The organism is Hydrotalea sp. (genome assembly GCF_049968455.1).
Classification (GTDB): domain Bacteria; phylum Bacteroidota; class Bacteroidia; order Chitinophagales; family Chitinophagaceae; genus Hydrotalea.
The window spans coordinates 26,987-51,576 of record NZ_JBMFQT010000012.1 but is presented as its reverse complement, the minus strand read 5'-3'; the positions used below and the strand labels follow the sequence as shown (position 1 = coordinate 51,576).

General features: G+C 36.5%; 20 protein-coding genes and 1 riboswitch. Of the genes, 7 read left to right on the top strand and 13 right to left on the bottom strand.

Annotated features, from left to right (window positions below; all coding sequences use genetic code 11):
* Positions 1 to 81 precede the first annotated feature (81 nt).
* From infB to ACP5P5_RS09745, 3 genes are all read right to left on the bottom strand, one after another.
* Entirely contained in the window at positions 82 to 3,180 is a 3,099-nt protein-coding gene (gene infB, locus ACP5P5_RS09755) for a translation initiation factor IF-2 (RefSeq protein WP_428285919.1), read from the bottom strand.
* Positions 3,181 to 3,330: 150 nt separating this feature from the next.
* The gene (gene nusA, locus ACP5P5_RS09750; protein WP_428285918.1) at positions 3,331 to 4,578 is read right to left on the bottom strand and encodes a transcription termination factor NusA; all 1,248 of its coding nucleotides are present in this window, start codon (positions 4,576 to 4,578) and stop codon (positions 3,331 to 3,333) included.
* 53 nt (positions 4,579 to 4,631) lie between these two features.
* Positions 4,632 to 5,102, bottom strand: coding sequence for a ribosome maturation factor (locus ACP5P5_RS09745; RefSeq protein ID WP_428285917.1), 471 nt, complete (start codon positions 5,100 to 5,102; stop codon positions 4,632 to 4,634).
* 168 nt (positions 5,103 to 5,270) lie between these two features.
* On the opposite strand from ACP5P5_RS09745, the gene ACP5P5_RS09740 reads away from it, so the two are divergent.
* Together ACP5P5_RS09740 and ACP5P5_RS09735 are read left to right on the top strand one after the other, a co-directional pair.
* Entirely contained in the window at positions 5,271 to 5,501 is a 231-nt protein-coding gene (locus ACP5P5_RS09740; RefSeq protein WP_428285916.1) for a hypothetical protein, read from the top strand.
* A 59-nt stretch (positions 5,502 to 5,560) separates the two neighbouring features.
* A complete protein-coding gene (locus tag ACP5P5_RS09735) occupies positions 5,561 to 7,303 on the top strand; it encodes a glycoside hydrolase family 13 protein (RefSeq protein ID WP_428285915.1) in 1,743 nt (580 codons plus the stop codon).
* Here ACP5P5_RS09735 and ACP5P5_RS09730 read toward each other — a convergent pair.
* From ACP5P5_RS09730 to trxA, 7 genes are all read right to left on the bottom strand, one after another.
* Positions 7,298 to 7,912 (bottom strand): HAD family hydrolase, encoded by a 615-nt coding sequence (locus tag ACP5P5_RS09730; protein WP_428285914.1) that lies wholly within the window; start codon positions 7,910 to 7,912, stop codon positions 7,298 to 7,300. The genes ACP5P5_RS09735 and ACP5P5_RS09730 overlap by 6 nt on opposite strands.
* Before the next feature lie 53 nt (positions 7,913 to 7,965).
* Positions 7,966 to 8,442 carry a PAS domain-containing protein gene (locus tag ACP5P5_RS09725; RefSeq protein WP_428285913.1) on the bottom strand — a complete coding sequence of 159 codons (477 nt, stop codon included), beginning with the start codon at positions 8,440 to 8,442 and terminating at the stop codon, positions 7,966 to 7,968.
* A gap of 167 nt (positions 8,443 to 8,609) precedes the next feature.
* Positions 8,610 to 10,994 (bottom strand): ribonucleoside-diphosphate reductase subunit alpha, encoded by a 2,385-nt coding sequence (locus ACP5P5_RS09720; protein WP_428285912.1) that lies wholly within the window; start codon positions 10,992 to 10,994, stop codon positions 8,610 to 8,612.
* Positions 10,995 to 11,027: 33 nt separating this feature from the next.
* Positions 11,028 to 12,002: a ribonucleoside-diphosphate reductase small subunit gene (locus ACP5P5_RS09715; RefSeq protein WP_428285911.1), complete on the bottom strand. Its 975-nt coding sequence runs from the start codon at positions 12,000 to 12,002 to the stop codon at positions 11,028 to 11,030.
* Positions 12,003 to 12,119: 117 nt separating this feature from the next.
* Positions 12,120 to 12,307: riboswitch (cobalamin riboswitch) on the bottom strand.
* A 216-nt stretch (positions 12,308 to 12,523) separates the two neighbouring features.
* A complete protein-coding gene (locus tag ACP5P5_RS09710; RefSeq protein WP_428285910.1) occupies positions 12,524 to 13,108 on the bottom strand; it encodes a hypothetical protein in 585 nt (194 codons plus the stop codon).
* 86 nt (positions 13,109 to 13,194) lie between these two features.
* The gene (locus ACP5P5_RS09705; protein ID WP_428285909.1) at positions 13,195 to 13,794 is read right to left on the bottom strand and encodes a class I SAM-dependent methyltransferase; all 600 of its coding nucleotides are present in this window, start codon (positions 13,792 to 13,794) and stop codon (positions 13,195 to 13,197) included.
* A gap of 79 nt (positions 13,795 to 13,873) precedes the next feature.
* Entirely contained in the window at positions 13,874 to 14,248 is a 375-nt protein-coding gene (trxA, locus tag ACP5P5_RS09700; RefSeq protein ID WP_428285908.1) for a thioredoxin, read from the bottom strand.
* A gap of 165 nt (positions 14,249 to 14,413) precedes the next feature.
* Here trxA and ACP5P5_RS09695 point away from each other — a divergent pair, with 165 nt between their 5' ends.
* The 5 genes from ACP5P5_RS09695 (at position 14,414) to ACP5P5_RS09675 (ending at position 20,809) form a co-directional block, all read left to right on the top strand.
* Entirely contained in the window at positions 14,414 to 15,769 is a 1,356-nt protein-coding gene (locus ACP5P5_RS09695) for a TolC family protein (protein ID WP_428285907.1), read from the top strand.
* Positions 15,770 to 15,845: 76 nt separating this feature from the next.
* The gene (locus tag ACP5P5_RS09690; protein ID WP_428285906.1) at positions 15,846 to 16,958 is read left to right on the top strand and encodes an efflux RND transporter periplasmic adaptor subunit; all 1,113 of its coding nucleotides are present in this window, start codon (positions 15,846 to 15,848) and stop codon (positions 16,956 to 16,958) included.
* Between the two features lie 46 nt (positions 16,959 to 17,004).
* On the top strand, positions 17,005 to 20,250 hold the full coding sequence (locus tag ACP5P5_RS09685; protein ID WP_428285905.1) for an efflux RND transporter permease subunit: 3,246 nt from the start codon (positions 17,005 to 17,007) through the stop codon (positions 20,248 to 20,250).
* A 21-nt stretch (positions 20,251 to 20,271) separates the two neighbouring features.
* Positions 20,272 to 20,580 carry a hypothetical protein gene (locus ACP5P5_RS09680; RefSeq protein WP_428285904.1) on the top strand — a complete coding sequence of 103 codons (309 nt, stop codon included), beginning with the start codon at positions 20,272 to 20,274 and terminating at the stop codon, positions 20,578 to 20,580.
* Between the two features lie 25 nt (positions 20,581 to 20,605).
* Positions 20,606 to 20,809: a YgaP family membrane protein gene (locus tag ACP5P5_RS09675; protein WP_428285903.1), complete on the top strand. Its 204-nt coding sequence runs from the start codon at positions 20,606 to 20,608 to the stop codon at positions 20,807 to 20,809.
* 61 nt (positions 20,810 to 20,870) lie between these two features.
* Here ACP5P5_RS09675 and ACP5P5_RS09670 read toward each other — a convergent pair whose 3' ends face one another.
* The 3 genes from ACP5P5_RS09670 to ACP5P5_RS09660 all read right to left on the bottom strand — a co-directional run bounded on the left by ACP5P5_RS09670 (position 20,871) and on the right by ACP5P5_RS09660 (position 24,441).
* A complete protein-coding gene (locus ACP5P5_RS09670; RefSeq protein ID WP_428285902.1) occupies positions 20,871 to 21,350 on the bottom strand; it encodes a hypothetical protein in 480 nt (159 codons plus the stop codon).
* 119 nt (positions 21,351 to 21,469) lie between these two features.
* Positions 21,470 to 21,796, bottom strand: coding sequence for a hypothetical protein (locus tag ACP5P5_RS09665; protein WP_428285901.1), 327 nt, complete (start codon positions 21,794 to 21,796; stop codon positions 21,470 to 21,472).
* A 416-nt stretch (positions 21,797 to 22,212) separates the two neighbouring features.
* Positions 22,213 to 24,441, bottom strand: a complete 2,229-nt coding sequence (locus tag ACP5P5_RS09660) for a transferrin receptor-like dimerization domain-containing protein (protein ID WP_428285900.1) — start codon at positions 24,439 to 24,441, stop codon at positions 22,213 to 22,215.
* Between the last annotated feature and the right edge of the window lie 149 nt (positions 24,442 to 24,590).

Genomic DNA, 24,590 nt, shown 5'->3' with positions numbered 1-24,590 from the left:
AATAAGCTTTTAACAAAAAAATTTGCTTCAGGGGGGGTGTTCAATAACCTATTCTGAAGCAAATTTTTTATTTGGGTTTATTTATAGTGTACGTTTAATTTCTAATTCTTCGTAAGCTACTATGGTGTCTCCAACTGCCAAATCGGCGTAGTTTTTAATGGTTAAACCGCATTCCATGTTTGAGGGTACTTCTTTTACATCATCTTTATAGCGTTTTAAACTTCCTAATTCTGCAAAAGCTCCTTCTTGGCGTGGGTAAATAAGAATACCATCTCTAAACAAGCGTATTTTAGCATCGCGTTTTATGCGGCCTTCTACTACAAAACAGCCAGCAACGGTTGCTTTATCGAATTTAAATACTTCACGTACTTCAACCGTAGCCACCTCTTTTTCCTGAATTTTAGGCTCCAGCATACCTTCCATAGCGCTTTTAACTTCCTCAATGGCATTGTAAATAATAGAGTACATTTTTATTTCAACGCCTTCGTTCTGAGCTAATCTAGCTGCTTGTGCTGATGGGCGAACATTGAAGCCAATTAAAATAGCATCGGAAGCGGTAGCCAATAGTACATCACTTTCAGAAATTTGTCCTACTGCTTTGTGAACCACATTTACAGCAATTTCATCAGTAGATAGTTTTTGTAATGAATCGCTTAACGCCTCTATTGAACCATCCACGTCACCTTTAATAATAATGTTAAGTTCTTTGAAATTTCCTAATGCAAGGCGGCGGCCAATTTCATCTAAAGTGATGTGTTTACGCGTTCTTAATCCTTGTTCACGCATTAATTGAGCTCGTTTATTAGCTGCTTCTTTTGCTTCAGATTCATCTTGGTATACCTTGAATTTTTCGCCGGCTTGCGGTGCACCATTCAATCCCAATATTACTGCGGGAGTAGAAGGAGGGGCTTCATTTATTCGCTGATTGCGTTCATTAAACATAGCCTTTACGCGTCCATGGTATTGTGCACTTACAATAATATCACCTTGTCTTAAAGTTCCATTTTGTACTAAAATAGTGGCAACATAACCACGGCCTTTATCCAAAGTGGCTTCAATAATTGAACCGGATGCTTCTTTTTTAGGATTAGCTTTTAAGTCGAGCAGTTCAGCTTCCAGCAATATTTTTTCAAGTAATAAATTAACATTCAATCCTTGTTTGGCACTTATTTCTTGGCTTTGATATTTACCACCCCATTCTTCCACCAAAATATTCATTTGCGATAGTTGCTCATAAATTTTTTGAGGGTTAGCGCCTTCTTTATCAACTTTATTAATAGCAAATATCATGGGTACGTTTGCCGCTTGTGCGTGGCTTATTGCTTCTTTGGTTTGAGGCATCACTGCATCATCTGCAGCAATTACAATTACCGCTATATCGGTAACTTTTGCACCACGAGCACGCATGGCTGTAAAAGCTTCGTGACCTGGAGTATCTAAGAAGGTAATATGTTTTCCACTTTCAGGCAAAGTAACTTCATAAGCACCAATGTGTTGAGTAATACCTCCGGCCTCACCTGCCACTACGTTGGCATTTCTAATATAGTCTAGTAAAGAAGTCTTACCATGGTCAACGTGTCCCATTATAGTAACAATGGGTGGGCGGCTTTCCATGTTTTGACTATCTTCTTCTTCCTCTTCTTCATTTAGTTCCTCTACATCATCCACACCAATAAATTCAACTTCATATCCAAACTCACTGGCTACTAATTCAATTACTTCCGCATCAAGGCGTTGGTTTATAGATACCATGATGCCTAAGTTCATACACTTAGCAATTACATCGGCAAAACTTACATCCATTAAGTTGGCCAATTCGCTTACGCTAATAAATTCAGTAACCTGTAACTTGTTGTTTTCAGTGGCTTCGCCCATTGATTCGGCTACTTCATCGCGTTTAGCACGGCGGTATTTGGCTTTTAAACTTTTGCCTCTGCCACCGGCTCCGGCCAATTTGGCTTGTGTTTCCTTTATTTTTTCCTGAATATCTTTTGCGTCAATTTCTTTCTCTTCTTTTCTATGATCGCGACCACCATGTTTTGGATGTGGCGCATTGCGGAAATTATTTCGGTTGCCCCCTGCATGTTGGCCTTGGCCACTTTGCTGTTGGTTATTGCGGTTATTGGCAGGCTGTACGGGTCTGTTAGGACCGGTAAGCGGAGCATTACCTCCGGGTGCATTGTTACCATGGCGTTGTTGTGGATTGCCGGCCTTCGGTTCACGGTTAAACTGACCGCCAGGTTGATTACCACCTACCTTATTTAAAGGGATGCGTTTGCGTTGTTTGCGGTTTTCTTCGCGAGAAGTTGGTTTCGGTCTTGTATCGCTGTCAATGGGCAATTGAATTTTACCTAATATTTTAGGCCCGGTTAACTTTTCAACTTCAATATTTTCTATAATTGGGTTGCCATTATCTTGTTGGGTAATGCTTTCCGGTAAAGTTTCTGTATGCAATTCCTGAGGTTCAATGTTGGATGGAGTGTTTTCCGGTGTAGTTTCAGCCGCAGGTGCTACCACTTCGGGTGCCGGTGTTGCTGTTGTAGAAGGGCCGTTTTCATCTTCTAATTTTGCTGCCGTTGGTTCTTCTTTTTTCTTAACCTGTTTTTTAGGACGAGTTGAATTTTCTATGGCATCAATATCAATTTTGGCAATTATTTTTGGTCCTTCAATTTCCGGAACTTCTAGTTTAATAAACTCAGGTTCAGCAGGAGTTGCAGGAGGTGTTGTATTTTCGGGCTCAACAAATTTCTCTGCAACAGTAGGTTCGGTAATGTCATTGGGTTGTTGTGCAATAGCCTGATCTTCTTTTTCAATAATAGCAGTTGGTTCATTTGTTGCTGCTATCATTTCCGGTTCTTGTACTATTTCTTTTATCTCTTCTTTTGGGGCTTTTTTATCCTCTTTTTTAGCAGTAGCTTCTTCTTCTTCTTTATCCTTTCTTTTACGGGCATCAGGTGGTACAATTTTTGGAATTTCAACCTGATCGGCTTTGTTTTTAGCCTGTTTATCACTTTGAAATTCTGCCTGAAGCGCTAGGTACATTTCGGCTGTAAGTTTGGCTGTAGGTTTTAATTCATCTTTATTAAAACCTTTCTTGCCTAAAAATTCAATAATGGTTTCTTGGCCAACATTAAACTCTTTTGCGGCTGCTAATAATCTTGGTAATTTCAGTTCTGACATTCCGTTTTATTTAATCCATCTGTTCCCTTCGTTTAAAGGCAACGCTCAAATGTATACATAAGACTGTTTATAGCCTAATATATTGCTTTAAAATACCCCTTGTTTTTATTTAAACTTTGTTTGTTGGCATAAATGGGGTTGTTTATGCTTTTATTCATTATCGAATTCAGCTTGCAAAATTTGTCTAACTTCTTCAATGGTTTCTTTTTCCAAGTCGGTTCTTCTTTCCAATTCATCATTGCTTAGGTTAAGCACGCTGCGGGCAGTGTCGCATCCAACTTTTTTAAATGCTTCAATTACCCAAGGTTCAATTTCATCGCTAAATTCTTCCAAGTCAATATCAAACTCATCAGTTTTTTCTTCATCTTCTCTAAATACATCCAAAGTGTAACCGGTAAGTTCAGATGCTAATTTAATATTCACGCCTCTGCGACCTATGGCTAGTGAAACCTGATCGGCCTTCAAATAAACATCGGCTTGTTTCTTTTCAGAGTCAATGTTCATGAAGCTGATTTTAGCAGGTGTTAAAGAGCGTTGAATTAATAATTGAATATTGTTGGTGTAATTAATTACGTCAATATTTTCATTTTTTAATTCGCGAACTATGCCATGAATACGGCTACCTTTCATACCCACACAAGCACCAACCGGATCAATTCTATCGTCGTATGATTCAACAGCTACTTTGGCTCTTTCACCCGGTTCACGAACAATTTTTTTAATAGAAATTAATCCATCAAAAATTTCCGGTACTTCTATCTCTAACAATTTAGCCAAAAACAACGGGCTGGTGCGAGAAAGAATGATAACGGGTGAATTGTTTTTTAAATCAACTCTTGCTACTACAGCACGAACGGTTTCGCCTTTGCGAAAGAAGTCTTGCGGAATTTGTTCTGATTTGGGTAGAATTAACTCATTACCTTCCTCGTCCATTAATAAAACTTCTTTTTTCCAAACCTGGTGTACATCGGCAGAAATGATTTCGCCAATACGGTCGCTGTATTTTTTTACAAGAATATTCTTTTTTAAATCGTTAATACGGCTGGCTAAGGTTTGTTTAGCGGCTAAAATGGCGCGGCGTCCAAAGTCAAGCATATCAACTTCTTCATATAATTCTTCGCCTACTTCAAAGTCGGGTTCAATTTTAACAGCTTCAGTGTAGCTAATTTCGGCAAGTGGATCGTTTACTTCTCCATCTTCTACAATCATTCTGCGACGAATAATTTCTAAGTCGCCTTTTTCTGCATTTACAATAACGTCAAAATTTTCGTCGCTACCATATTTTTTGCGTAGTAAGGTTTTAAAAACATCTTCTACCACTTTCATTAACGTGGGTCTGTCAAGGTTTTCAGTGTCTTTAAATTCCTGAAATGCGTCAATGAGGTTAATACTTGCCATAATTCAATGATTTTGTCTTGCTTCAGGCAATAAGCCTTTATGCCCGATGGTGGTTAAAATTTAATTTGAACGGTTGTTGTTTTTATATTATTAAATGGTATTAAAACCTGCTGGGTTGTTGCTTTTTTGCCTTTCCCAATGGTTTGTTCTATTAAAATATCATTATCTGTAACTGCCAGCAAAGTGCCGGTTTTCATGGTATCATCTTTAAAAACAACTTCTACTTTTCTGCCAATATTTTTTACATATTGCCGATGTAATTGTAGCGGCTCACCAACGCCGGGCGAGGAAACCTCCAAACTAAATTCGCCTTCCGGATAAATGCCGGCTTCAGTTATTAACTGATAAAGTTTTCTATTGAAATAAACGCATTTTTCAATGGGTAATCCGTTATCGCCATCTAAAAATACTTTTATGTTTTGTGTGGGTTTAATTTTAACCGATACACAAAAATAGCCTGGTTCCGATTCCAGCATTTGGTTTACAATGCCGGTAATTTGTTCTATGGGTGATTCTGTTAACATACCTATAAAGCAGAAGGGAACGTGCTCGTTCCCTTCCTTTTGTTTTTTTTCCAATGCAAATGTAATGAATAAAATGTTTATTCACCAAATAAGTATCCGTTAAAATGGAAATGGTTAAAAAATGCCGGTGTTTTTATACTTTTCAATCATTCGTGTAATTTTGTCATTATGCTTAAAATTATTCTTTGGGGCTGTGTACTTTATTTGCTGTACAAATTTGTTTTTGATTTAGTTGTTCCCATCGGCAAAGCAACATCACAAATGAAACAAAAAATTAATGCTATGCAACAGGAAGAACAGCAATTTAGTTCGAACAACCACCCATCTACTTCTAGTACTAAAAATAATGCCTCCAATGAGGAGGGAGATTATATTGACTTTGAAGAACTAAAAAAATAGGCCAAGGTTAATCTTTATTTTTAAGTTATTAACCAATTCAGCAAAATCTTCCCGCTAATATGAAAAAATATATTGCCGCCATAGCAGTTTCTGTTTCTTGCTTATTGGCCATCCATACACAAGCACAAGTAGAAAATAATAAAGAATCTGCTTCGCCCAAATGGTGGAAGAGTGCTATTGTTTACCAAATTTATCCTCGTAGCTTCAAGGATAGTAATGGTGACGGCATTGGCGATTTAAAGGGAATTATTTCAGAATTAGATTATATAAAAAGTTTGGGCATTAATGTGGTTTGGTTAAATCCCATATATCAATCACCTAATTTTGATAATGGCTATGATGTTAGTGATTACCGAAAAATAGATACGGAGTATGGTACCATGGCCGATTTTGATTCTTTATTAAATGGGATGCATCGCCGTGGTATTAAATTGGTGATGGATTTAGTAGTAAACCATAGTAGCAGCGAACATGAGTGGTTTAAAAAAAGCCGCAGTTCGCGTAAAAGCCCCTATCGTAATTATTATCATTGGTGGAATGCAGAAAATGGAAAGCCTCCCTATCGCTTTAGTTTGTTTGATATTAACCATGATGCATGGAAATATGATTCGTTAACCAATGCATATTACTTACATTACTTTTCTGACAAGCAGCCCGACTTAAATTGGGAAAATCCGGAAGTGCGTGAGGAAGTATATGATATTATGCGCTTTTGGGCCGATAAAGGTATAGATGGTTTTCGGTTAGATGCTTTTCAGTTTGTGGCAAAAGATACCACCTTCCCAATGTTTCCCAAAGGGTTTGAAAAAGACTTTAACCGTTATTATGCCATGCAGGGAAATTTGCACGGATATCTGCAACAAATGAATCAACAAATTTTTAGCAAGTATGATGTAATGAGTGTTGCTGAGGGAGCCGGTAATACATTTGAAGATGCACATAACTTGGTAGATAGCAATCGTCACGAATTGAATTTAGCTTATGCTTTTAATGGAGTAGATATTGCAAAACCCAACGGATATAGCTTGCTGCATTTTAAAACCGTTTTTTCACAATGGGATAGTGCTTTTGAACATAGCGGTTGGTTAGCGGTATTTTTAGCCAATCACGACCAAGCAAGAATGGTTAGTCGTTTTGGTAATGATGCTCCAGCCTTTCGTGCGCATTCTTCACAAATGTTATCAACCTTTATTTTAACCATGCGGGGAACACCTTTCTATTATAACGGGGATGAACTGGGCATGACGAATCCTAATTTTACTTCCATCAATGACTATCGCGATAAAGTAATTTTAGATGCATACAAGCATACAGTGTTAACCGGAGGAAATGTACAAGCTTTGTTAAAAAATTTTGCCTTTGGTGCCCGTGATAACGGCAGAACACCTTTTCAGTGGAATACTTCATCTAATGCAGGCTTTACTACCGGTACACCTTGGATTAAGGTAAATCCAAATTACAAAACCATAAATGTTGCTGTTGAAGAAAAAGATCCTAACAGTTGTTTGAATTATTTTAAAAAGCTGGTACAGCTTCGAAACACACATACAACTTTGATATATGGAAAATATACTTTATTGGATAAAAACAATGACCAAGTATATGCGTATACTCGTGAGGATGGTGCCGGTAAATTTTTAATACTACTAAATTTTTCAACCAAGAATGCTACGTTTAATAACAACCATATGAAAGGGCAGGGAAAAGTGGCTTTAGCTAATTATACCGATGTTGGAAAAACAATAACATTACAGCCTAAGATAAGCTTACGTCCATATGAAGCAATGGTTATAGAATTATAAACGCAAATCCAATACCGTTTGTGGTGCTGTTAAATGAATGGTTTGAAAGCCCAAAGCATTAGCAGTATTAATATTGGCTAATGTATCATCAATAAACAAAGTTTCTTCGGGTTTTAAATTGTTTTGTTGCAAAATATATTCAAAACCATCTACATCGGGTTTTCGCATGCCCATTTCATGGGAATAATAGGCTTTTACAAACTGCTCATTAAAGTTCTGCATTCCAATATCGCGTTGAAACAACTGCATAAAACTATTGTAGTGAATAATATTGGTGTTTGAAAACAGATAAACGGGATATTGTTTGTTTATTTTATTCAGCCATTCAATTCTTTCCGGTGGGAAGTTTAAGAGCATGGCATTCCATGCCTCAGTTATGGTTTGATTGTCGGCATTAATACCGGTTGTTTTTCTAAGCGACTCAAAAAATTCATTTGGTGTAATTTTGCCGGTTTCTAAAGCTATAAACAATTCATTAGAATGATTTTGTGAAAAAAAATGTTGGAAGTTTTGAATACCTAATTGTTGAAAAGCTTGTGTTGTTTTCTGAAAATCAAGATTAATAAAAACACCTCCCAAATCGAAAATAATATTATGCACTTTTTTCATGCTACAATATTACAATAAATTAACCGCTTCGTTAATTGTTAGCAATTTGGAAATTAAGCAGCCTTTTCAATAGCCATAAAGTTGACCAATTTTCCACGTGTATCAAAAATTGGGAAACCTTCAATATGACAAGTATACTTGCTGCCATTTTTTTTGTAATTGATAATACTGGTATTAAAAGGCTGTAATGCTTCAATTGCCATTTTAATTGTTTTGCGGGTTTCTACTGAGGTTTCGGGGCCTTGAAAAATGGCGGGACGTTTGCCAACAACTTCCAATGGATGATAGCCATTCATAGCCAATAAATTTTCCGTAGCGTAAATGATTTGTAGTTGGGTATTGGTAACAATAATGGTTTTATTTTCCCAAATTAATGCCTCATGGTAAGCAAACTGAATATGACTCCAGTTATTCAGCCGATGTATTTTTCTCAAAGCTTGTAAATCTTTGTGTAATTGACTGCGGCGTGCCATACCCTCTACTACTATATCCCAGCATAATAATGGATGCGCTGCGTTAGAATAATTCATTGCTTACAATTTGATGCAAGTAAAGTTGCTTGATGTTTTTCTATTCTGTATGCTTTGTTTGTACTAAACAAGCTAAATATTTGAAATGATTGAACAAAAGAAGTGATAAAAACAAAAAACCCGCTGTAGTAATTACAACGGGCTTTTATTATTCGCAAAATTTTATTTTAAGAACCACAGGTAATACAACCTTCTTGCATAGTGCATACGGCACCTTCTGTTACAGTAGCTGTAACATCTGATTCAGCTGGATTTTCTTGAACAGGAATAACAGGTTGAGCAGTTACTTCGGCCTGTTTTTCTACGGTAAACTGAACAGCTTGTGTGGCTGCTTGAGAACGCAAATAGTACATGCCTGTCTTCAATCCTTTTTTCCATGCATAGAAGTGCATAGAAGTTAACTTCGCCATATTCGGTGCATCCACAAACAAATTAAGCGATTGTGATTGGCAAATAAAAGCGCCACGGTCGGCAGCCATATCAATAATAGTGCGTTGTTTTATTTCCCAAACGGTTTTATACAACTCTTTTATATTTGTCGGAATTTCAGGTATGTTTTGAATAGAACCGTTATTGGCAATTATTTTATTCTTCATGGTGTTGTTCCACAAACCCAATTGTATTAAATCCTTCAACAAATGCTTGTTTACAATAATGTATTCGCCACTTAAAACCCTGCGGGTATAAATGTTAGAAGTATAAGGTTCAAAACATTCATTGTTTCCTAATATTTGTGAAGTAGAGGCTGTAGGCATGGGCGCTACCAGTAAAGAGTTGCGAACACCATGTTGTTTAACCTGTAGCCTTAGTTCTTCCCAATTCCAACGGTTAGAAGGTGTAACATTCCACATATCGAATTGGAAAATCCCTTTTGATAGTGGTGATCCTTCATAAGTGGCATAAGTACCTTCTTTAATAGCCAGATCCTTACTAGCCGTCATGGCTGCAAAATAAATAGTTTCAAAAATTTCTTTATTTAATTTTTTTGCTTCTTCACTTTCAAAAGGTAATCGTAATAAAATAAATACATCGGCCAAACCTTGCACACCTAAACCAATGGGGCGGTGTTTTAAATTGGAATTACGGGCTTCTTCAACGGGGTAATAATTATGGTCAATAATTCTGTTTAAGTTAACAGTGGCGGTATAAGTAACTTCAAATAATTTATCGTGGTTAAACTGCCCATCTTCTACAAAACGTGGTAAGGCTAATGAGGCAAGGTTACAAACAGCAACTTCATCTGGTGAAGTATATTCAATAATTTCTGTGCATAGGTTGCTGCTTTTAATGGTGCCTAAATTTTGTTGATTGCTTTTACGGTTGGCAGCATCTTTATATAACATATAAGGAGTGCCGGTTTCAATTTGCGACTCCATTATTTTAAACCATAATTCCTGTGCTTTTACGGTTTTACGTGCACGGCCTTCTGCCTCATATTGGGTATATAATTTTTCAAATTCCTCTCCCCAGCAATCGCATAAACCAGGGGCTTCATTGGGGCAGAATAAACTCCAATCTTCATTGGCTTCTACGCGTTTCATGAATAAATCTGAAATCCAAAGGGCATAAAACAAATCGCGGGCTCTTAGTTCTTCTTTACCATGATTTTTCTTTAATTCTAAAAACTCAAACACATCGGCATGCCAAGGTTCTAAATATATGGCAAATGCCCCTTTTCTTTTACCACCACCTTGGTCAACATAACGGGCTGTATCATTAAACACCCTAAGCATGGGAACAATGCCATTGCTGGTACCATTAGTGCCACCAATATAACTTCCGGTAGCGCGAATGTTGTGAATGGCCAACCCAATACCTCCGGCACTTTGTGAAATTTTTGCTGTTTGTTTCAAAGTATCGTAAATGCCATCAATGCTATCTTCTTTCATGGTTAGCAAAAAGCACGAACTCATTTGAGGTTTGGGAGTGCCGGCATTAAATAATGTAGGTGTTGCATGGGTAAACCAACGTTCACTTAATAAATGATAAGTTTTAATAGCACTTTCTACATCATTTTTATGAATGCCCAAAGCAACACGCATATACATGTGTTGAGGACGTTCAGCAATTTTACCGTTTATTTTTAACAGGTATGATTTTTCTAATGTTTTAAAGCCAAAATAATCAAAAGCGAAATCTCTATCATATATTATTGTACTATCTAACAATTCAGCATTGGCTTCAATTACTTCCATAACATCATCAGCAATCAATGGCATTCTTTTGCCGGAGTGACTATCAGTGTAATTGTACAATAAACGCATTGTAGCCGAAAAGCTTTTAATGGTATTCTTGTGTAAGTTACTTACAGCAATGCGTGAAGCTAAAATTGCATAATCAGGATGTGTAATGGTAAGCGATGCGGCTGTTTCGGCAGCTAAATTGTCTAACTCTTCTGTTCTTACACCATCATAAATACCTTCAATAGTTTTTTTGGCCACATCAATTACATTCACCATAGGACTAAGGCTATAGGAAAGTTTTTGGATGCGGGCTGTTACTTTATCAAACTTAACTGTTTCTCTTCTTCCGTCTCTTTTAATTACATGCATATATATAATATTTTAATTATTTTCAAAAGGATATTAAAAATCTTCATCTAACTTGAAAGCTTGAGCATTGATGTTGCTGCTCATAACACCGGCTTTTTGATAATCACCTACTCTTTTTTCAAAAAAGTTAGTTTTGCCTTGTAGTGAAATCATTTCCATAAAATCGAAGGGGTTGGTGGCATTGTAAACTTTTGAATAGCCTAATTCAACCAACCATCTATCGGCAACAAATTCAATGTATTGTTGCATTAGTTTGGCATTCATTCCAATTAAATCAACCGGTAAGGCATCGGTAATAAATTCTTTTTCAATGGTTACGGCATCGGTTATAATATTTTTTACTTGTTGTTCGGTTAATTTGTTGGTAAGCATTTTGTATAACAAACAGGCAAATTCGCAGTGTAAGCCCTCATCGCGTGATATTAATTCATTACTGAAGGTTAAGCCCGGCATTAGTCCGCGTTTTTTTAACCAGAAAATAGAGCAGAAGCTGCCACTAAAGAAAATACCTTCAACTGCTGCAAAAGCAACTAACCTTTCAGCAAAACTGCCATTGGTAATCCAACGTAGTGCCCATTCTGCTTTTTTCTTTACGGCAGGTACGGTATCAATGGCATGAAATAAACGGTTTTTTTCTTCCGGGTTTTTAATGTAGGTGTCAATTAACAAAGCATAGGTTTCAGAATGAATATTTTCCATCATAATTTGAAAACCATAAAAACATCTTGCTTCAGGCAATTGTACCTCACTCATAAAATTTACAGCCAGGTTCTCATTTACAATACCATCACTGGCAGCAAAAAAGGCTAATACATGCGATATGAAATGTCTTTCACCATCATTTAAACTATCCCAATCTTTTAAATCGGCACTTAGGTCAATTTCTTCTGCAGTCCAAAAACTGGCTTCATGTTGTTTATATTTTTCCCAAATAGTAGGGTAGTTAATGGGTAAAATAACAAACCGGTCTTTGTTTTCTTTCAATAACACTTCATTACTATTGTCCATAGCATTCAATTTTTTAAATAATACAATAACATATTTTATATTAGGGCTGAAGAGGGGAAGCGTATATTACTTTTTTGTAGTATACTTGGCTACACCCGCTTTTCGCCCGAAAGCGTTTTGTTTCATTGGTAAAAGGCAGGTCTTCTGACTTCCCATGAATTGGCAACCTTCCCATTTTTTTAAAACAGTGGTTTTAAAACGCCAAAGCATGTTTAATTGGGTAACAGCTACGGGGATAGTTCAGGATTTACACCTGATTCCCTTTTCATTCCATATCAAAGGAAACCTTAAACCGGGCAGCAAAATAATTAAGGTTTTGCATGAAGTACAAAATTGTTATTAACCCTATGTTGAAAACATATTTTTTTCAGTAATGAAAAAAATACTCTTAAGTTTTTTTGTTAAATGATAATCATACTAATGAATGAATTTTATTCAACATTGCGTAATTGTGGGTGTTTTGTGAAAAAAAACAGTATACTTTTTTAAGGTACTAATTAAAAAAGGGTGTATATAAAGGATTAAGAAGGTATACAAAATTCTAATGCACTAATTATTTGTTTCATTTCATGAATATCAATGTGTTTTGCTGACATTTGAATTAATAACCTTTCGTTGTTAAAAAATGTTAATTCATGCTGATTCAATTTTTTTTGATAAGATGCTATGGCTTTTTGACCGAATAAGTCAAATTGTTTGGTATAGCCATCATTTGTTTCAGATTGAATATTTAACCGGGTTAAATATTGTAAGTAGTAAATGTTGGCTCCTGTTTCGCCGGCGCAATCAATAACTGTTAATTGAAATGCTTTGTTTTGATTGGTATTGTAAAAAGTGAATTTTGCGGTTGAGTAACCGTTTTGATTAGTAATCTCAAAATTAGTTTGATGATATTGTAATAATTGCTTGGGTAAAATGCTCTTTAATTGTGCAGGAGAAAAAGGCGTTAATTTTTTTAATGCTGCTACTCTATCAAACACAGATGGCTGAACTTGTTGTGCTTCATCAGTAGGAATGGTATTGGCTATAGTATCTAAATCAATCGCTTTTATTTGTTGTGATTGGTTATTGCAGGAATAAAGCAATAATAAAATGTAGATAATCAATATTTTTTTACTGCCCATAATTACCGGCCATGATTCTATTTCAAAAGTACGCCAATAAAGTAACGTTGTAGGCTTAGTAAAACAATTTACAACTTTTGGGCTATAAGCCTAAGTACATCAGCAGTGCCATTGTGAAATTTTCCTTCTGACAATTGAATTTGTTTTTGGCCGCAACTTATAATGTGTAATAATTGAAAGTCGGCGCATAAGGATGGTGCATCATATAATAAAGCAGGATCTGCAGGGCCGCCACTTTTAAATTGAATTTGTTCTTTGCTAAACGCTTCTAAAACCAAGTAGCCGCCCGGCTTTATAGCGTTTACTATTTTGCTGTGAAAAGCTTTTCGAAGCGGTTCGGGTAAATGCACGTAAATAAGAGCCACTGCATCATATTGTTTTGTTGGTTCAAAATCGGCAATATCTTTTACTTCGTAATGAATATTAGATAATCCCAACGCTTCAGCCTTTTTTAGTGCTTTATTGCGCGCCACTTCGCTATAATCAAAGGCGTCAACGGTATACCCTTTTTGTGCGGCATAAATGGCGTTTCTGCCTTCCCCTTCGGCGGGTAATAATATTGTGCCCGGTTTGTTTGTATCGATAAATGATTTAAAAAATAAATTGGGTTCATCACCATATACAGTTTCATTTTCACTATAACGTTGATCCCAAAAATTTTTTATCATAGCTTAACTGTTTAAACGAATGCTTAAATACAAATAAATGTCGGGCACAATGGTTATTAATCAACCGGGTTTTTGCTTGCTATTTTTCTGCTTGTGTTACAGGTAATAATTCTTCATCAATTACCTGTTTAAATACTTTTTTAGGTAATGCGCCTGGCTGCATCATGGGCTGACCTTGTGCAGGAATGAATAAAAAAGTAGGAATACTTTGAATGCCGAATACTGCGGCTAATTCTTGTTCCTTTTCAGTATCCACTTTAAATATATTCAATTTTCCGGCATATTCATCTGATAATTCTTCCAATACAGGTGCTACCATTTTACAAGGACCGCACCAATCGGCATAAAAATCAATAATTGCAGGTAATGTTCCTTGGTATTTCCATTCCTGCTCTTTTGTATAATCAAAAATTTGATCTTTAAATTCTTGAGTGGTTAGGTGTTTTGTTGCCATTGTATCAATTTTAAGCAAAATTACTTCATTTCATACTATGCTTTAGTGATGTTTATCACATAAGCCCAATTGTTGCATTGTTGAATAATTATTGGGGTTTAAGGGTGATATATGTCACAGTACAGGCTAATTGCGCAGAATAATTTTGCAATAAATTTTAACGCAATGCTAAGATTGAACAGAATGAAGTACTTATTAAATGCCTTTATTGGTCTATGTTTTCTTTTATTTCAGCAAACGGTATTGGCACAGGATAGCACACAGCTGCTAACACTTACCGATGCTATTGCACGGGCTGAAGCCAACAATAAAGCTATACAACTGGCCGGTATTGACGAACAAATTGCTCAAAGTAATTATAAGCAAACTTCGGCCATTTTTTTACCTCAGGTTGGCTTATCCTATACAGCTATGAGCACCAATAATCCTTTAAATGCCTTTGGTTTTAAGTTACAACAAAAAACCATTACGCAAGCTGATTTTAATCCGGATTTATTGAATCATCCTTCCGGCACACCCGATTTTTCTACGCAATTATCTGTGCAGCAGCCATTGGTAAATTTAGATATGCTTTATATGCGTAAAGGTGCCGAAAAGCAAACAGAACTTTATCAGTTTAAAACAAAGCGCACTAAAGAATATATTGCTTTTGAAGTGCAAAAAGCCTATTTGCAATTACAATTGGCATACGATGCCGTAAAAGTGTTGAAAGAAGCGGAGCAAACGGCGCATGCTATGTACCAATTAACACAAAACTATTTTAATCAGGGATTGGTACAAAAGTCTGATTTGTTGAATGCACAGGTACATGAAAACATGGTAACTACACAATTGGCTAATGCTAAAAGCAATATTAAAAATGCCAGCGATTATCTTAGTTTTTTAATGGGCGCCCCAACCGGAACTACCTATACCATTGGTAAAGTTGTATTTGATAATACATTATCCGGTGATTCTATTACTAAAGTTCCTGAAGCACGTGCCGATTTTATGGCCATGCAAACTGCTATTGAAGCAAGTAACCTGATGATTAAAAGCAGTAAAATGAGTTATTTGCCAAAACTAAATGCATTTGGTAATTATCAACTTAATGACAAAAGTATGTTTGGTTTTGGTGCCAATGCTTATTTAGCCGGTGTGCAATTATCATGGAATTTATTTAATGGTAACCGAACTAAAAATACTATAGTAACACAAACACTTGAACGTAATAAGTTGCAACAACAATTATCTCAACAAAAAGAACAAAGCCAACTTGAGTTGAACAAAACTTATCGCGACTTGCATGATGCAGGCTATCAAATTTCTCAACAACAATCTGCCATACAACAAGCAAGTGAGGCTTTGCGAATTTTACAAAATCGCTATGAACAAGGATTGGTAAAGACTACTGATGTGCTAATGGCTGAAACGCAGTTGGCACAACAAAAATTAGGCTTAGCCCAAGCACAGTTTAATTATCAAACTACGCAAGCTTATTTACAATTTTTAACCCAAACTTCCAATAACACTAAAAATTAATCAACAATTAAACCTGCCTGACAATAAAATATACAATCAGGTTTTATACAATCAGGTTTTATACAATTAAAAAATTATGCAGATGAATAAAAATGTAAAAACCACTACCGTTATGTTGGCATTAACAGGTATATTATTAACTGCCTGTTCTTCCAATGAAAAAAAAGCTGAAACAACTACTGTTGTTACTCCTATTGAGGTAAAACTTTCTATGCCTAATGCTGCAACACAAAATGCATTAAGCTTAGGCGGACAAATTGAAGCGGTACAAAGTGCCAATATTAGCACAAGGGTAATGGGGTACATTACATCCATGCGTGTAAAAGTGGGCGACCATGTTTCACAAGGTCAATTACTTGCTACCATTAGTAATCAGGATATATTGGCTAAACGTGCACAAGCCGATGCTATGATTGCCGAAGCTGAAGCTGCGTTGCGTAATGCCCAAAAAGATTACGATCGTTTTACTGCTTTATACCAACAACAAAGTGCATCTGCAAAAGAATTGGATAATGTAACCCTGCAATACAATGCTGCAAAATCAAGAGTAGATGCTGCTAAGCAAATGCGTAATGAAGTAAATGCCATGTTGGCTTATACCAATTTAACTGCACCTTTTAGTGGTGTGGTAACTCAAAAAATGGCTGATGCCGGAAGTATGGCAAACCCCGGAATGCCTTTGCTTACTATTGAAAAATCAGGCAGTTTCCAAGTTAGTATTGCAGTTCCCGAATCGCAAATTAATTATGTAAAAATGGGTAACGTAGTACCATTATACATTCAAGCCATTAATAAAAGTATTAAAGGTACAGTAACACAAATCAGTGAAAGTGCGCAATACACTGGTGGTCAATATATGGTTAAGGTAGCTATACCCGAAAATGAGAAAGCAGGTTTATATGCCGGTATGTATGTTACTGCACAGTTACCGATCAAAGGTAATGTTTCTGTTGTTAATACCGGCAGTGATGCGGTTATGGTGCCTGTATCTGCTATTGTAACAAAAGATGAATTAACCGGCTTATATACCGTTTCCGCCAATCACACTGCTTTATTGCGTTGGGTTCGTTTAGGTAAACAAATGGGGAATGAAGTTGAGGTGTTGTCAGGTTTAAGCAAAGATGAACCCTTTATTCTATCTGCCAACGGCAAATTAGCCGATGGTGTTCCGGTAAAAGAAATTAAATAACAATTGAGCAATCATTGAATAGTTTTTTAAATTATTAAATATTATTATGGAAAAAGGATTTGCGGGAAATATTGCCAAAGCATTCATACAGAGTAAGCTAACTATTCTGTTAATGATTGCATTTTTATTGATAGGGGCTTACAGTACCTATTTAATACCGCGGGAAGAAGAACCCCAAATTGAAGTGCCAATGGCTGATGTGTTGGTGGGTTTCCCCGGTGCTGAACCTAAAGAAGTTGAAACAAAAGTAACTGCCCCTTTAGAAAAAATTATTTCGAATGTAAAAGGAGTGGAATATGTTTATTCAACTACCATGCAGGGTAGGGCTATGCTGATTGTTCAGTTTTATGTGGGTGAAGATGTAGAGCGCTCATTAGTAAAATTGTATAATGAGTTAATGAAGAATATGGACAAGTTGCCGCAAGGTGTAACACTGCCGTTGGTAAAAACTCGTGCCATAGATGATGTGCCTGTGTTAGGGCTAACCTTGTGGAGCAATAAGTATGATGATTATGCACTACGACAAATGGGTGAGGTTTTAACCAATGAAATAAAAAAGATACCTGATGTGTCTGCTGTTAATATTATTGGCGGACGTAGCCGTGAGGTGAAAGTACTGTTGAACAAAGATAAAATGGCGGAATACCATGTTGACTTTTTAAGTATTGCCAAACAAATGCAGGGTAATAATGCACAATTAGCTTCCGGCAGCCTACTAAAAAGCGATACTGCATTCGCAGTTGAAACAGGTAATTTTTTAACCAATGCTGATGATGTTGCGAATTTAATTATTGGCACTAATCAACAGCAACCTGTTTTCTTACGTCAGGTAGCAAAAGTTGTGGATGGTCCGGAAACCCCCAGTCAGTATGTGTATTTTGGTTATGGCAAGGCTGATACGTCAAAAGATACCCGTTATGCTTCCGCTTATCCTGCTGTAACACTTTCTATTGCCAAGAAAAAGGGCGCTGATGCTATGCAGATTTCAGAAGAAATTCTTTCTAAAATAAATCACATCAAGTCTGAGGTAATTCCTGCCGATGTGCATATTACCACTACTCGTAACTATGGCGAAACCGCTTCAGAAAAAGTATCTGAATTATTGTTTCACTTGTTTATTGCCATAGTAGTCGTTACTTTATTTGTAATGCTGGCCATGGGCTGGAGAGGTGGTTTAGTAGTATTTTTATCTGTACCTGTAACTTTTGCGTTAACCCTGTTTGCTTATTACTTTTTACATTATACATTAAACCGTATTACTTTATTTGCGCTGGTGTTTATTACCGGTATTGTAGTAGATGATTCTATTATTATTGCTGAAAATATGCACCGCCATTTTAAAATGAAGCGTCTGCCCCCTTTGCAAGCTGCTATTTATGCTATTAATGAAGTAGGTAACCCAACTATATTGGCCACTTTTACAGTAATTGCAGCAGTATTGCCAATGGCTTTCGTATCAGGATTAATGGGTCCGTACATGAGCCCCATGCCAATTGGTGCTTCTATTGCCATGATGCTTTCATTAATTGTAGCCTTAACCTTAACACCTTACCTTGGTTATTTATTCTTACGTGAAAAGGAAAAGCATGGAAAAGAAAAACCACCGGTAGTATTGGAAAAAACAGGCATTTATAAAATTTATAAATCCTTTATTAACCCCATGCTGCAAAGCCGTTGGAAGCGTTGGGCATTCATGATTAGCATTGTGGTAATATTAATGGCATCCATGATGATGTTCTACACAAAGGCAGTAGCCGTTAAGATGTTACCGTTTGATAATAAGAATGAATTTCAGATTGTAATTGATATGCCTGAAGGTTCAACCTTAGAAAAAACTGCAGCAGTTACTAAAGAAATAGCTGAATATGTTTCCCAACAACCTATGGTTGAGAATTATCAAGAGTACATCGGTACCTCCGGCCCTATTAGCTTTAACGGATTAGTGCGCCATTACGACTTTAGAAGAGGCGATAACATGGCTGATATTCAGGTGAACTTAATTAAGAAAGAAGATAGGAAAGAGCAAAGCCATGCTATAGCTAAAAGTATGCGCCCCGGTATTCAGGAAATTGCCAAGAAGTACAATGCTAATGTTAAAGTAGTTGAAGTTCCACCCGGACCACCGGTATTATCTACTTTGGTTGCAGAGGTTTATGGACCCGATTACAGGCAGCAAATTGAAATTGCTCGTCAAATTAAAAAGCTATTTACTCAAACGCCCGATGTAGTTGATGTTGATTGGAGAGTAGAACATGACCAAACTGAATATAAGTTTGATGTTGATAAAGAAAAAGCTATGCGTTATGGTATTGCGCCTGCACAGGTAGTAGCTACCATGCATGCTGCACTTTCAAACAGCAATGTGGGTACCTTACATGTTCCGGCAAGCTATGATCCTGTTAATATTTCATTGCAGTTAAGTGATGCTGATAAATCGGATATTAATGCATTAAAAAATTTAAAAATCATCAATCAACAGGGTATGGCAATTCCTGTGGGTGATTTGGTAACTATTACTCGCGGCATTAAAGAAAAAAGCATTTACAGAAAAAATCAAAAGCGCGTTGTTTATGTAACGGCTGATATGGCAGGAAAATTAGAAAGTCCTTCCTATGCAATGAGTGATATTTCTGACAAGCTAAACGGTATTAAACTCCCTGCAGGCTATACATTGAAAGAAGAATATACCCATGCGCCTAAGTTAGAAGATCATTTCTCACTAAAGTGGGATGGTGAGTGGCAGATTACCTATGAAGTGTTCCGCGATTTAGGTATTGCATTTGTGGTAGTAATTATCATTATTTATATGCTAATAGTAGGATGGTTCCAAAACTTTACGGTACCTATTATTATGTTGGCTGCCATACCTTTATCATTAATCGGAATTATTATTGGACACTGGATGATGGGCGCCTTCTTTACTGCAACATCTATGATTGGCTTTATTGCCTTAGCGGGTGTAATGGTGCGGAATTCGGTATTGTTAATTGACTTTATTAATATTCGTTTACGTGAAGGTATTCCGTTAAAGCAAGCTATTATTGAAGCAGGTGCTGTGCGTACTACGCCAATTTTATTAACTGCAGGTGCAGTTGCTTTAGGTGCTATAGTTATTTTGTTTGATCCTATTTTCCAAGGTTTGGCCATTTCATTAATGGGCGGAACCATTACATCAACTTTCTTAACTTTATTAGTAGTGCCTTTGTTGTATTATAAAATGATGCGTAAAAAATATCCTGAACCTATTAACCCCAATCAACAACCTGATGGCGAAAATACCATCACACAATAATCACCTTTAAAACAATGGTATATGAAAATGTTAGTCATCACAAGTATTAAAGAGGATTTACTGGCTGTAACCCATATCCTCGAAAAAGCCAAAGTGCCGGTATTTAGTGTTACCGATACCATTGGCCATAAATCAGAACACAATAATTATGTATTAAATAATTGGTTTGCCAGTGGCGATGCACAAACCAGTGCACTCTTCTTTTTCAGTTTTACTGATGATGATAAAGCACAACAGGCATTAGACTTAGTAAAGAAGTTTAATAATGAAACGCCCAGTGCATTTCCCATCCGTGCATTTATTGTACCGGTTGAGGTCAGCAGTTATTAATTTTCTAATTTAAAAAATATAAAAAATGAGAGAACGTATTGTTCGCGCCGTTGCAGGCAGTTTAGTATTATTGAGTGTTGTACTAATTTACTTTGTATCCATTAACTGGATATGGTTAACTGTTTTTGTAGGGGTTAATTTGCTACAATCTTCCTTTACCCGTTTTTGCCCCTTAGAAAAAATATTAGATGGTTTTGGTGTACCCTCTAATAATGGAAAATGTTGTTGAGTTAGAGAGTAATGTGGTTGATGGTAAGGCTAACAGTGTGGTTGCTGTTAGCCTTTTTGCATTAAAAACGTTTTCCAACTGAAAAGCCCAACCAGGGTACAAATCCATAACGATTAATAACCGGGGTGAAACTTATTCGCCATAGCATGTTTTGCGTGGTATGTCTTCTGTAACCAAAACTTGGAATAAAGTTTACAAAATGGTCATCAGCAATGGTTTTCTTTTCCCAAAATAATTTAGCATTTTCACGGGCAAAGGTGGTACCTACACCAACATCAATAAATCCTTTAGGATTGTTGGTGGTGAATAAATAATTAATGCCGATGGGTATAGCTAAATAAAATGCATTCTCTGAATACATACCCACCCCAACACGAACGCCTAAGCCGGGCTGCTTGGTTAATTGTCTTTCATAGTTAATGCCTGTAAACAAACTATTGCCACCCGCTTCTAAATAAATATCATTTCTTTTAAAAGAATTCTGTGAAAAGCAAGGCAATGTAAAAGCAATTAGTAGAATAATGAAGAGTGTTGGTTTCATTGTTTGTTTTTAAAAATGCTTAAATTTTTTTTCTTTTTTGAAGAGAAATATTTCTGTGCATCTGCTTTAATGAAAAGAAGAGATTACATATAAACTAAAGTAATTATTTTTGGTTCATTTTACTTTGGGTTTACATTGTAAATAACTTTTTGGTTTGGTGGATTTATCATAGTGTTACAAAACATCACTTCATCTGAGTTACTCAAATTTCTCATTTGAAAATTTATTTTTATACCTGATAATTTAAATTGAGTGGGTAGTGTAAGAGTAGATAAGCTATCTTCTGTGTTGTTTAGATTTATATACTTAATAATAAATACATACCCAGTACTACCTGAGCAGCCGTTTATATTGCGATCTACAATACCATTAAAAAATTCAGGAGAATTTTTGCGACATGAAAAAGATGATAGCAAAAATGCGGAAATAAAAAAGAAAAATTTCATAATGAATTATTTTTAAGCCATGTAAAATTTGGTCTAAATAGTGGATTATGTTAATCCTTAAAAACTGTATTCATAAGGGAAAAATTTTTTAGTTGCATATAAGATAATTTTATACTGCAATCATAAATAATTATTTTAAATAATCCTAAATTGTTTTAAGTTTTTTTTAAAATACCGTTTTTTGACGGGTCTTTTTACTGCGAAGTTTTTAAAATAAATAATAATGAATGAAATATAAATAAAAATAAAAAAATATATTGAGTTATCTTTCCTTTTCAAATATGCTTTGTTATGAAAAATACTTTACACTTTTAATAATGATTGGGGATATCAAATTGCTTGTTTTGGTTCAAATAAGCAAAACAAAAAAGGCTGCCGATGAAGGCAGCCTTTTTACATATGCCAATATTATTCCATTACAATTGTGCGGTACGCATTAAATAATCGGCCAATTGTTGAATGGCGGCAGCATCTACTTTAATTTGTTCTTCTGCTTCATTCCAGTTGCGTTGTTCAATAGCTTCGCGAATGCCCGGCATGGTTTTAACACCATAGCCGGTATAAAAGCCCGGTGCATATAAAGTGTGTTTATACCAAGGGCGGCGTGGTAAGCCATTAGTACTTAATAATTGTTGTTCTGCACGGTATAATGCCTCATTAAATTTTGCCTGCATGCCAGGATTATTCAGCATTTTTTCCCAGGTTTTGGCCAGGCTATCACTTCCGTTTTTTAAGGCAACAATAGCATTTTGTATGGGCGAAAAATCTATGTAGGGTACAGCTGGTTTTTCAGTAGGGAAAACCATTTTCTTAGTGGGGTCGGCCGCTAATTGAAATTGTCGGGTAGTAATCATTTTATTTTCCACCATCGTACTCATGCGCATTTGCTGCATGTTTTGCATTAATTCGTTAATGTACCCATCAACTGTTTTGTGTAAACTTCTAAAATCAAAAGGCAATACATCTGCTTCGGCCATACGTAAAGCGGCTCTGCCTGCGGTTTGCGCCAGGGCCACACCGTAGGCAAATGTAGGATCTTTAAAACGGCGGTACATATCCCATGAATCATAAATGGAATGGTATTCGCCGCCTGCATCTTCCCCCCCAAAACCTAAGTCTAAACAAGGCACACCTAAATGCTGAATAAATGAAGAATAATCAGAACCTGAACCCATGGCGCCTAATTCTAATGTATGTTCTTTCATTAACGCCTGTTTCTTTTCATCGGAAGTGGCATGTACAATTTGCTCGGCCAATCTTCTTTTAAAAATGCTTACTCCGGTTTCCGGATCTTTTACTGTTTCACTAATTTGGTACATAAAATTATTCAGTGCATGTGAGCCTTCAGCATTCAGAAAGCCTCTACCGTTACCATCAGAGTTAATGTATACTACTGCTTTTTGTTGCAATTCTTTTCCATGATCTTCTGCCCATTCTGTGCTTCCTAATAAGCCGGGTTCTTCTCCATCCCAAGCACAATACACCAATGTTCTTTTCGGTTGCCATCCTTTTTTAACCAATTCGCCAATGGCCTTTGCTTCTTCCAACAAAGCTGATTGCCCGCTGATTGGATCATTTGCACCATTTACCCAAGCGTCATGGTGGTTACCTCTAATTACCCACTCATCGGGATATGTACTACCTTTCATTTTGGCAATTACATCATAAGCCGGACGTATCTTCCAATCAAAGGCTAATTTTAAATGTACAATGGCATTGCCGGGGCCAACATGGTAGGTAATGGGTAATCCACCTGTCCAATCGGCTGGCGCAACTGGTCCATCAAGTGCCGCTAATAAGGGTTGTGCATCGTGATAACTTATGGGTAATACCGGGATTTTTAAGATTGTAGTTGCATCTTTTCTGTCTAAGCGTTGCGCATTTTCAGTAGCGCCAACACCGGGTGTTAAAGGATCTCCGGGGTATAAAACCATGTCCATTACGCTACCACGTTGTACGCCATATTCATTTTTAAAAGGGCCTTTGGGGTATACATCACCACGGCTATAACCATCATCTTTAGGATCAGAATAAATAATACAACCCACTGCGCCATGTTCGTATGCTACCTTAGGTTTAATACCTCGCCAGCTGCGGCCATATTTTGCAATTACGATTTTTCCTTTTACATCAACACCCATTTTAGCCAATGTTTCATAATCGCTGGGTAAACCATAATTTACAAATACTAATGGGGCTGTAACATCACCATCCGCACTCCAGGCATTGTAAGTAGGTAATTGACCATCCTGTCCACTTGTAGCATCTTCTTTTAAAGCAGGCTCTTTTAAAATAGCGGTATACTTTGTGGGCGAAGTCATTTCTAATACCCTTGTAATAGGTGTAGGAAATAGTACCTGATAGGTCTCAATGTTCGCATCCCAACCCCATGATTTGTATTTGGCTAAAATAGCTTCTGCAACGGCTTTACTGCCGGGTGATCCAATTTCATGTGGTTTGGCTGATAATTCCTTAATTGTGTTGCCTACATTTTGCGCACTTAATAACCCATCAAATTGTTGTTCTAAAGCTTGTTGTTTGGCACTGCTTTCTTTAGTAAAGCCACTAATGATGCCGGTTTGCGAAAAAACAGGATGCTGTAAACTACATAAGCCAATGCCAAGTAGCAGAAGTGTTTTTCTCATGTTGGTTGTTTTGTGTGTTGAAGAAATAATTACCTGTAGCAATTTAACTTTTTTTACCCGAAAAAGGGGTGTCTAATTGATAGATGGTGTTGATTAAAGTGTTTTTTAATGCTGATGGTACAGGGTTTAGTTTCCAACCTTCTCAAAAG

Excerpts from the sequence above, each read along its gene's own strand:
- ACP5P5_RS09735 (WP_428285915.1), top strand. The coding sequence starts at position 5,561 with ATGAAAAAATATATTGCCGCCATAGCAGTTTCTGTTTCTTGCTTATTG.
- ACP5P5_RS09695 (WP_428285907.1), top strand. The coding sequence starts at position 14,414 with ATGCTAAGATTGAACAGAATGAAGTACTTATTAAATGCCTTTATTGGT.
- ACP5P5_RS09715 (WP_428285911.1), bottom strand. The coding sequence starts at position 12,002 with ATGGACAATAGTAATGAAGTGTTATTGAAAGAAAACAAAGACCGGTTT.
- ACP5P5_RS09740 (WP_428285916.1), top strand. The coding sequence starts at position 5,271 with ATGCTTAAAATTATTCTTTGGGGCTGTGTACTTTATTTGCTGTACAAA.
- ACP5P5_RS09690 (WP_428285906.1), top strand. The coding sequence starts at position 15,846 with ATGCAGATGAATAAAAATGTAAAAACCACTACCGTTATGTTGGCATTA.
- ACP5P5_RS09685 (WP_428285905.1), top strand. The coding sequence starts at position 17,005 with ATGGAAAAAGGATTTGCGGGAAATATTGCCAAAGCATTCATACAGAGT.
- ACP5P5_RS09745 (WP_428285917.1), bottom strand. The coding sequence starts at position 5,102 with ATGTTAACAGAATCACCCATAGAACAAATTACCGGCATTGTAAACCAA.
- nusA (WP_428285918.1), bottom strand. The coding sequence starts at position 4,578 with ATGGCAAGTATTAACCTCATTGACGCATTTCAGGAATTTAAAGACACT.
- ACP5P5_RS09720 (WP_428285912.1), bottom strand. The coding sequence starts at position 10,994 with ATGCATGTAATTAAAAGAGACGGAAGAAGAGAAACAGTTAAGTTTGAT.
- infB (WP_428285919.1), bottom strand. The coding sequence starts at position 3,180 with ATGTCAGAACTGAAATTACCAAGATTATTAGCAGCCGCAAAAGAGTTT.
- ACP5P5_RS09660 (WP_428285900.1), bottom strand. The coding sequence starts at position 24,441 with ATGAGAAAAACACTTCTGCTACTTGGCATTGGCTTATGTAGTTTACAG.
- ACP5P5_RS09675 (WP_428285903.1), top strand. The coding sequence starts at position 20,606 with ATGAGAGAACGTATTGTTCGCGCCGTTGCAGGCAGTTTAGTATTATTG.
- ACP5P5_RS09665 (WP_428285901.1), bottom strand. The coding sequence starts at position 21,796 with ATGAAATTTTTCTTTTTTATTTCCGCATTTTTGCTATCATCTTTTTCA.
- ACP5P5_RS09670 (WP_428285902.1), bottom strand. The coding sequence starts at position 21,350 with ATGAAACCAACACTCTTCATTATTCTACTAATTGCTTTTACATTGCCT.
- trxA (WP_428285908.1), bottom strand. The coding sequence starts at position 14,248 with ATGGCAACAAAACACCTAACCACTCAAGAATTTAAAGATCAAATTTTT.
- ACP5P5_RS09680 (WP_428285904.1), top strand. The coding sequence starts at position 20,272 with ATGAAAATGTTAGTCATCACAAGTATTAAAGAGGATTTACTGGCTGTA.
- ACP5P5_RS09725 (WP_428285913.1), bottom strand. The coding sequence starts at position 8,442 with ATGAATTATTCTAACGCAGCGCATCCATTATTATGCTGGGATATAGTA.
- ACP5P5_RS09705 (WP_428285909.1), bottom strand. The coding sequence starts at position 13,794 with ATGATAAAAAATTTTTGGGATCAACGTTATAGTGAAAATGAAACTGTA.
- ACP5P5_RS09730 (WP_428285914.1), bottom strand. The coding sequence starts at position 7,912 with ATGAAAAAAGTGCATAATATTATTTTCGATTTGGGAGGTGTTTTTATT.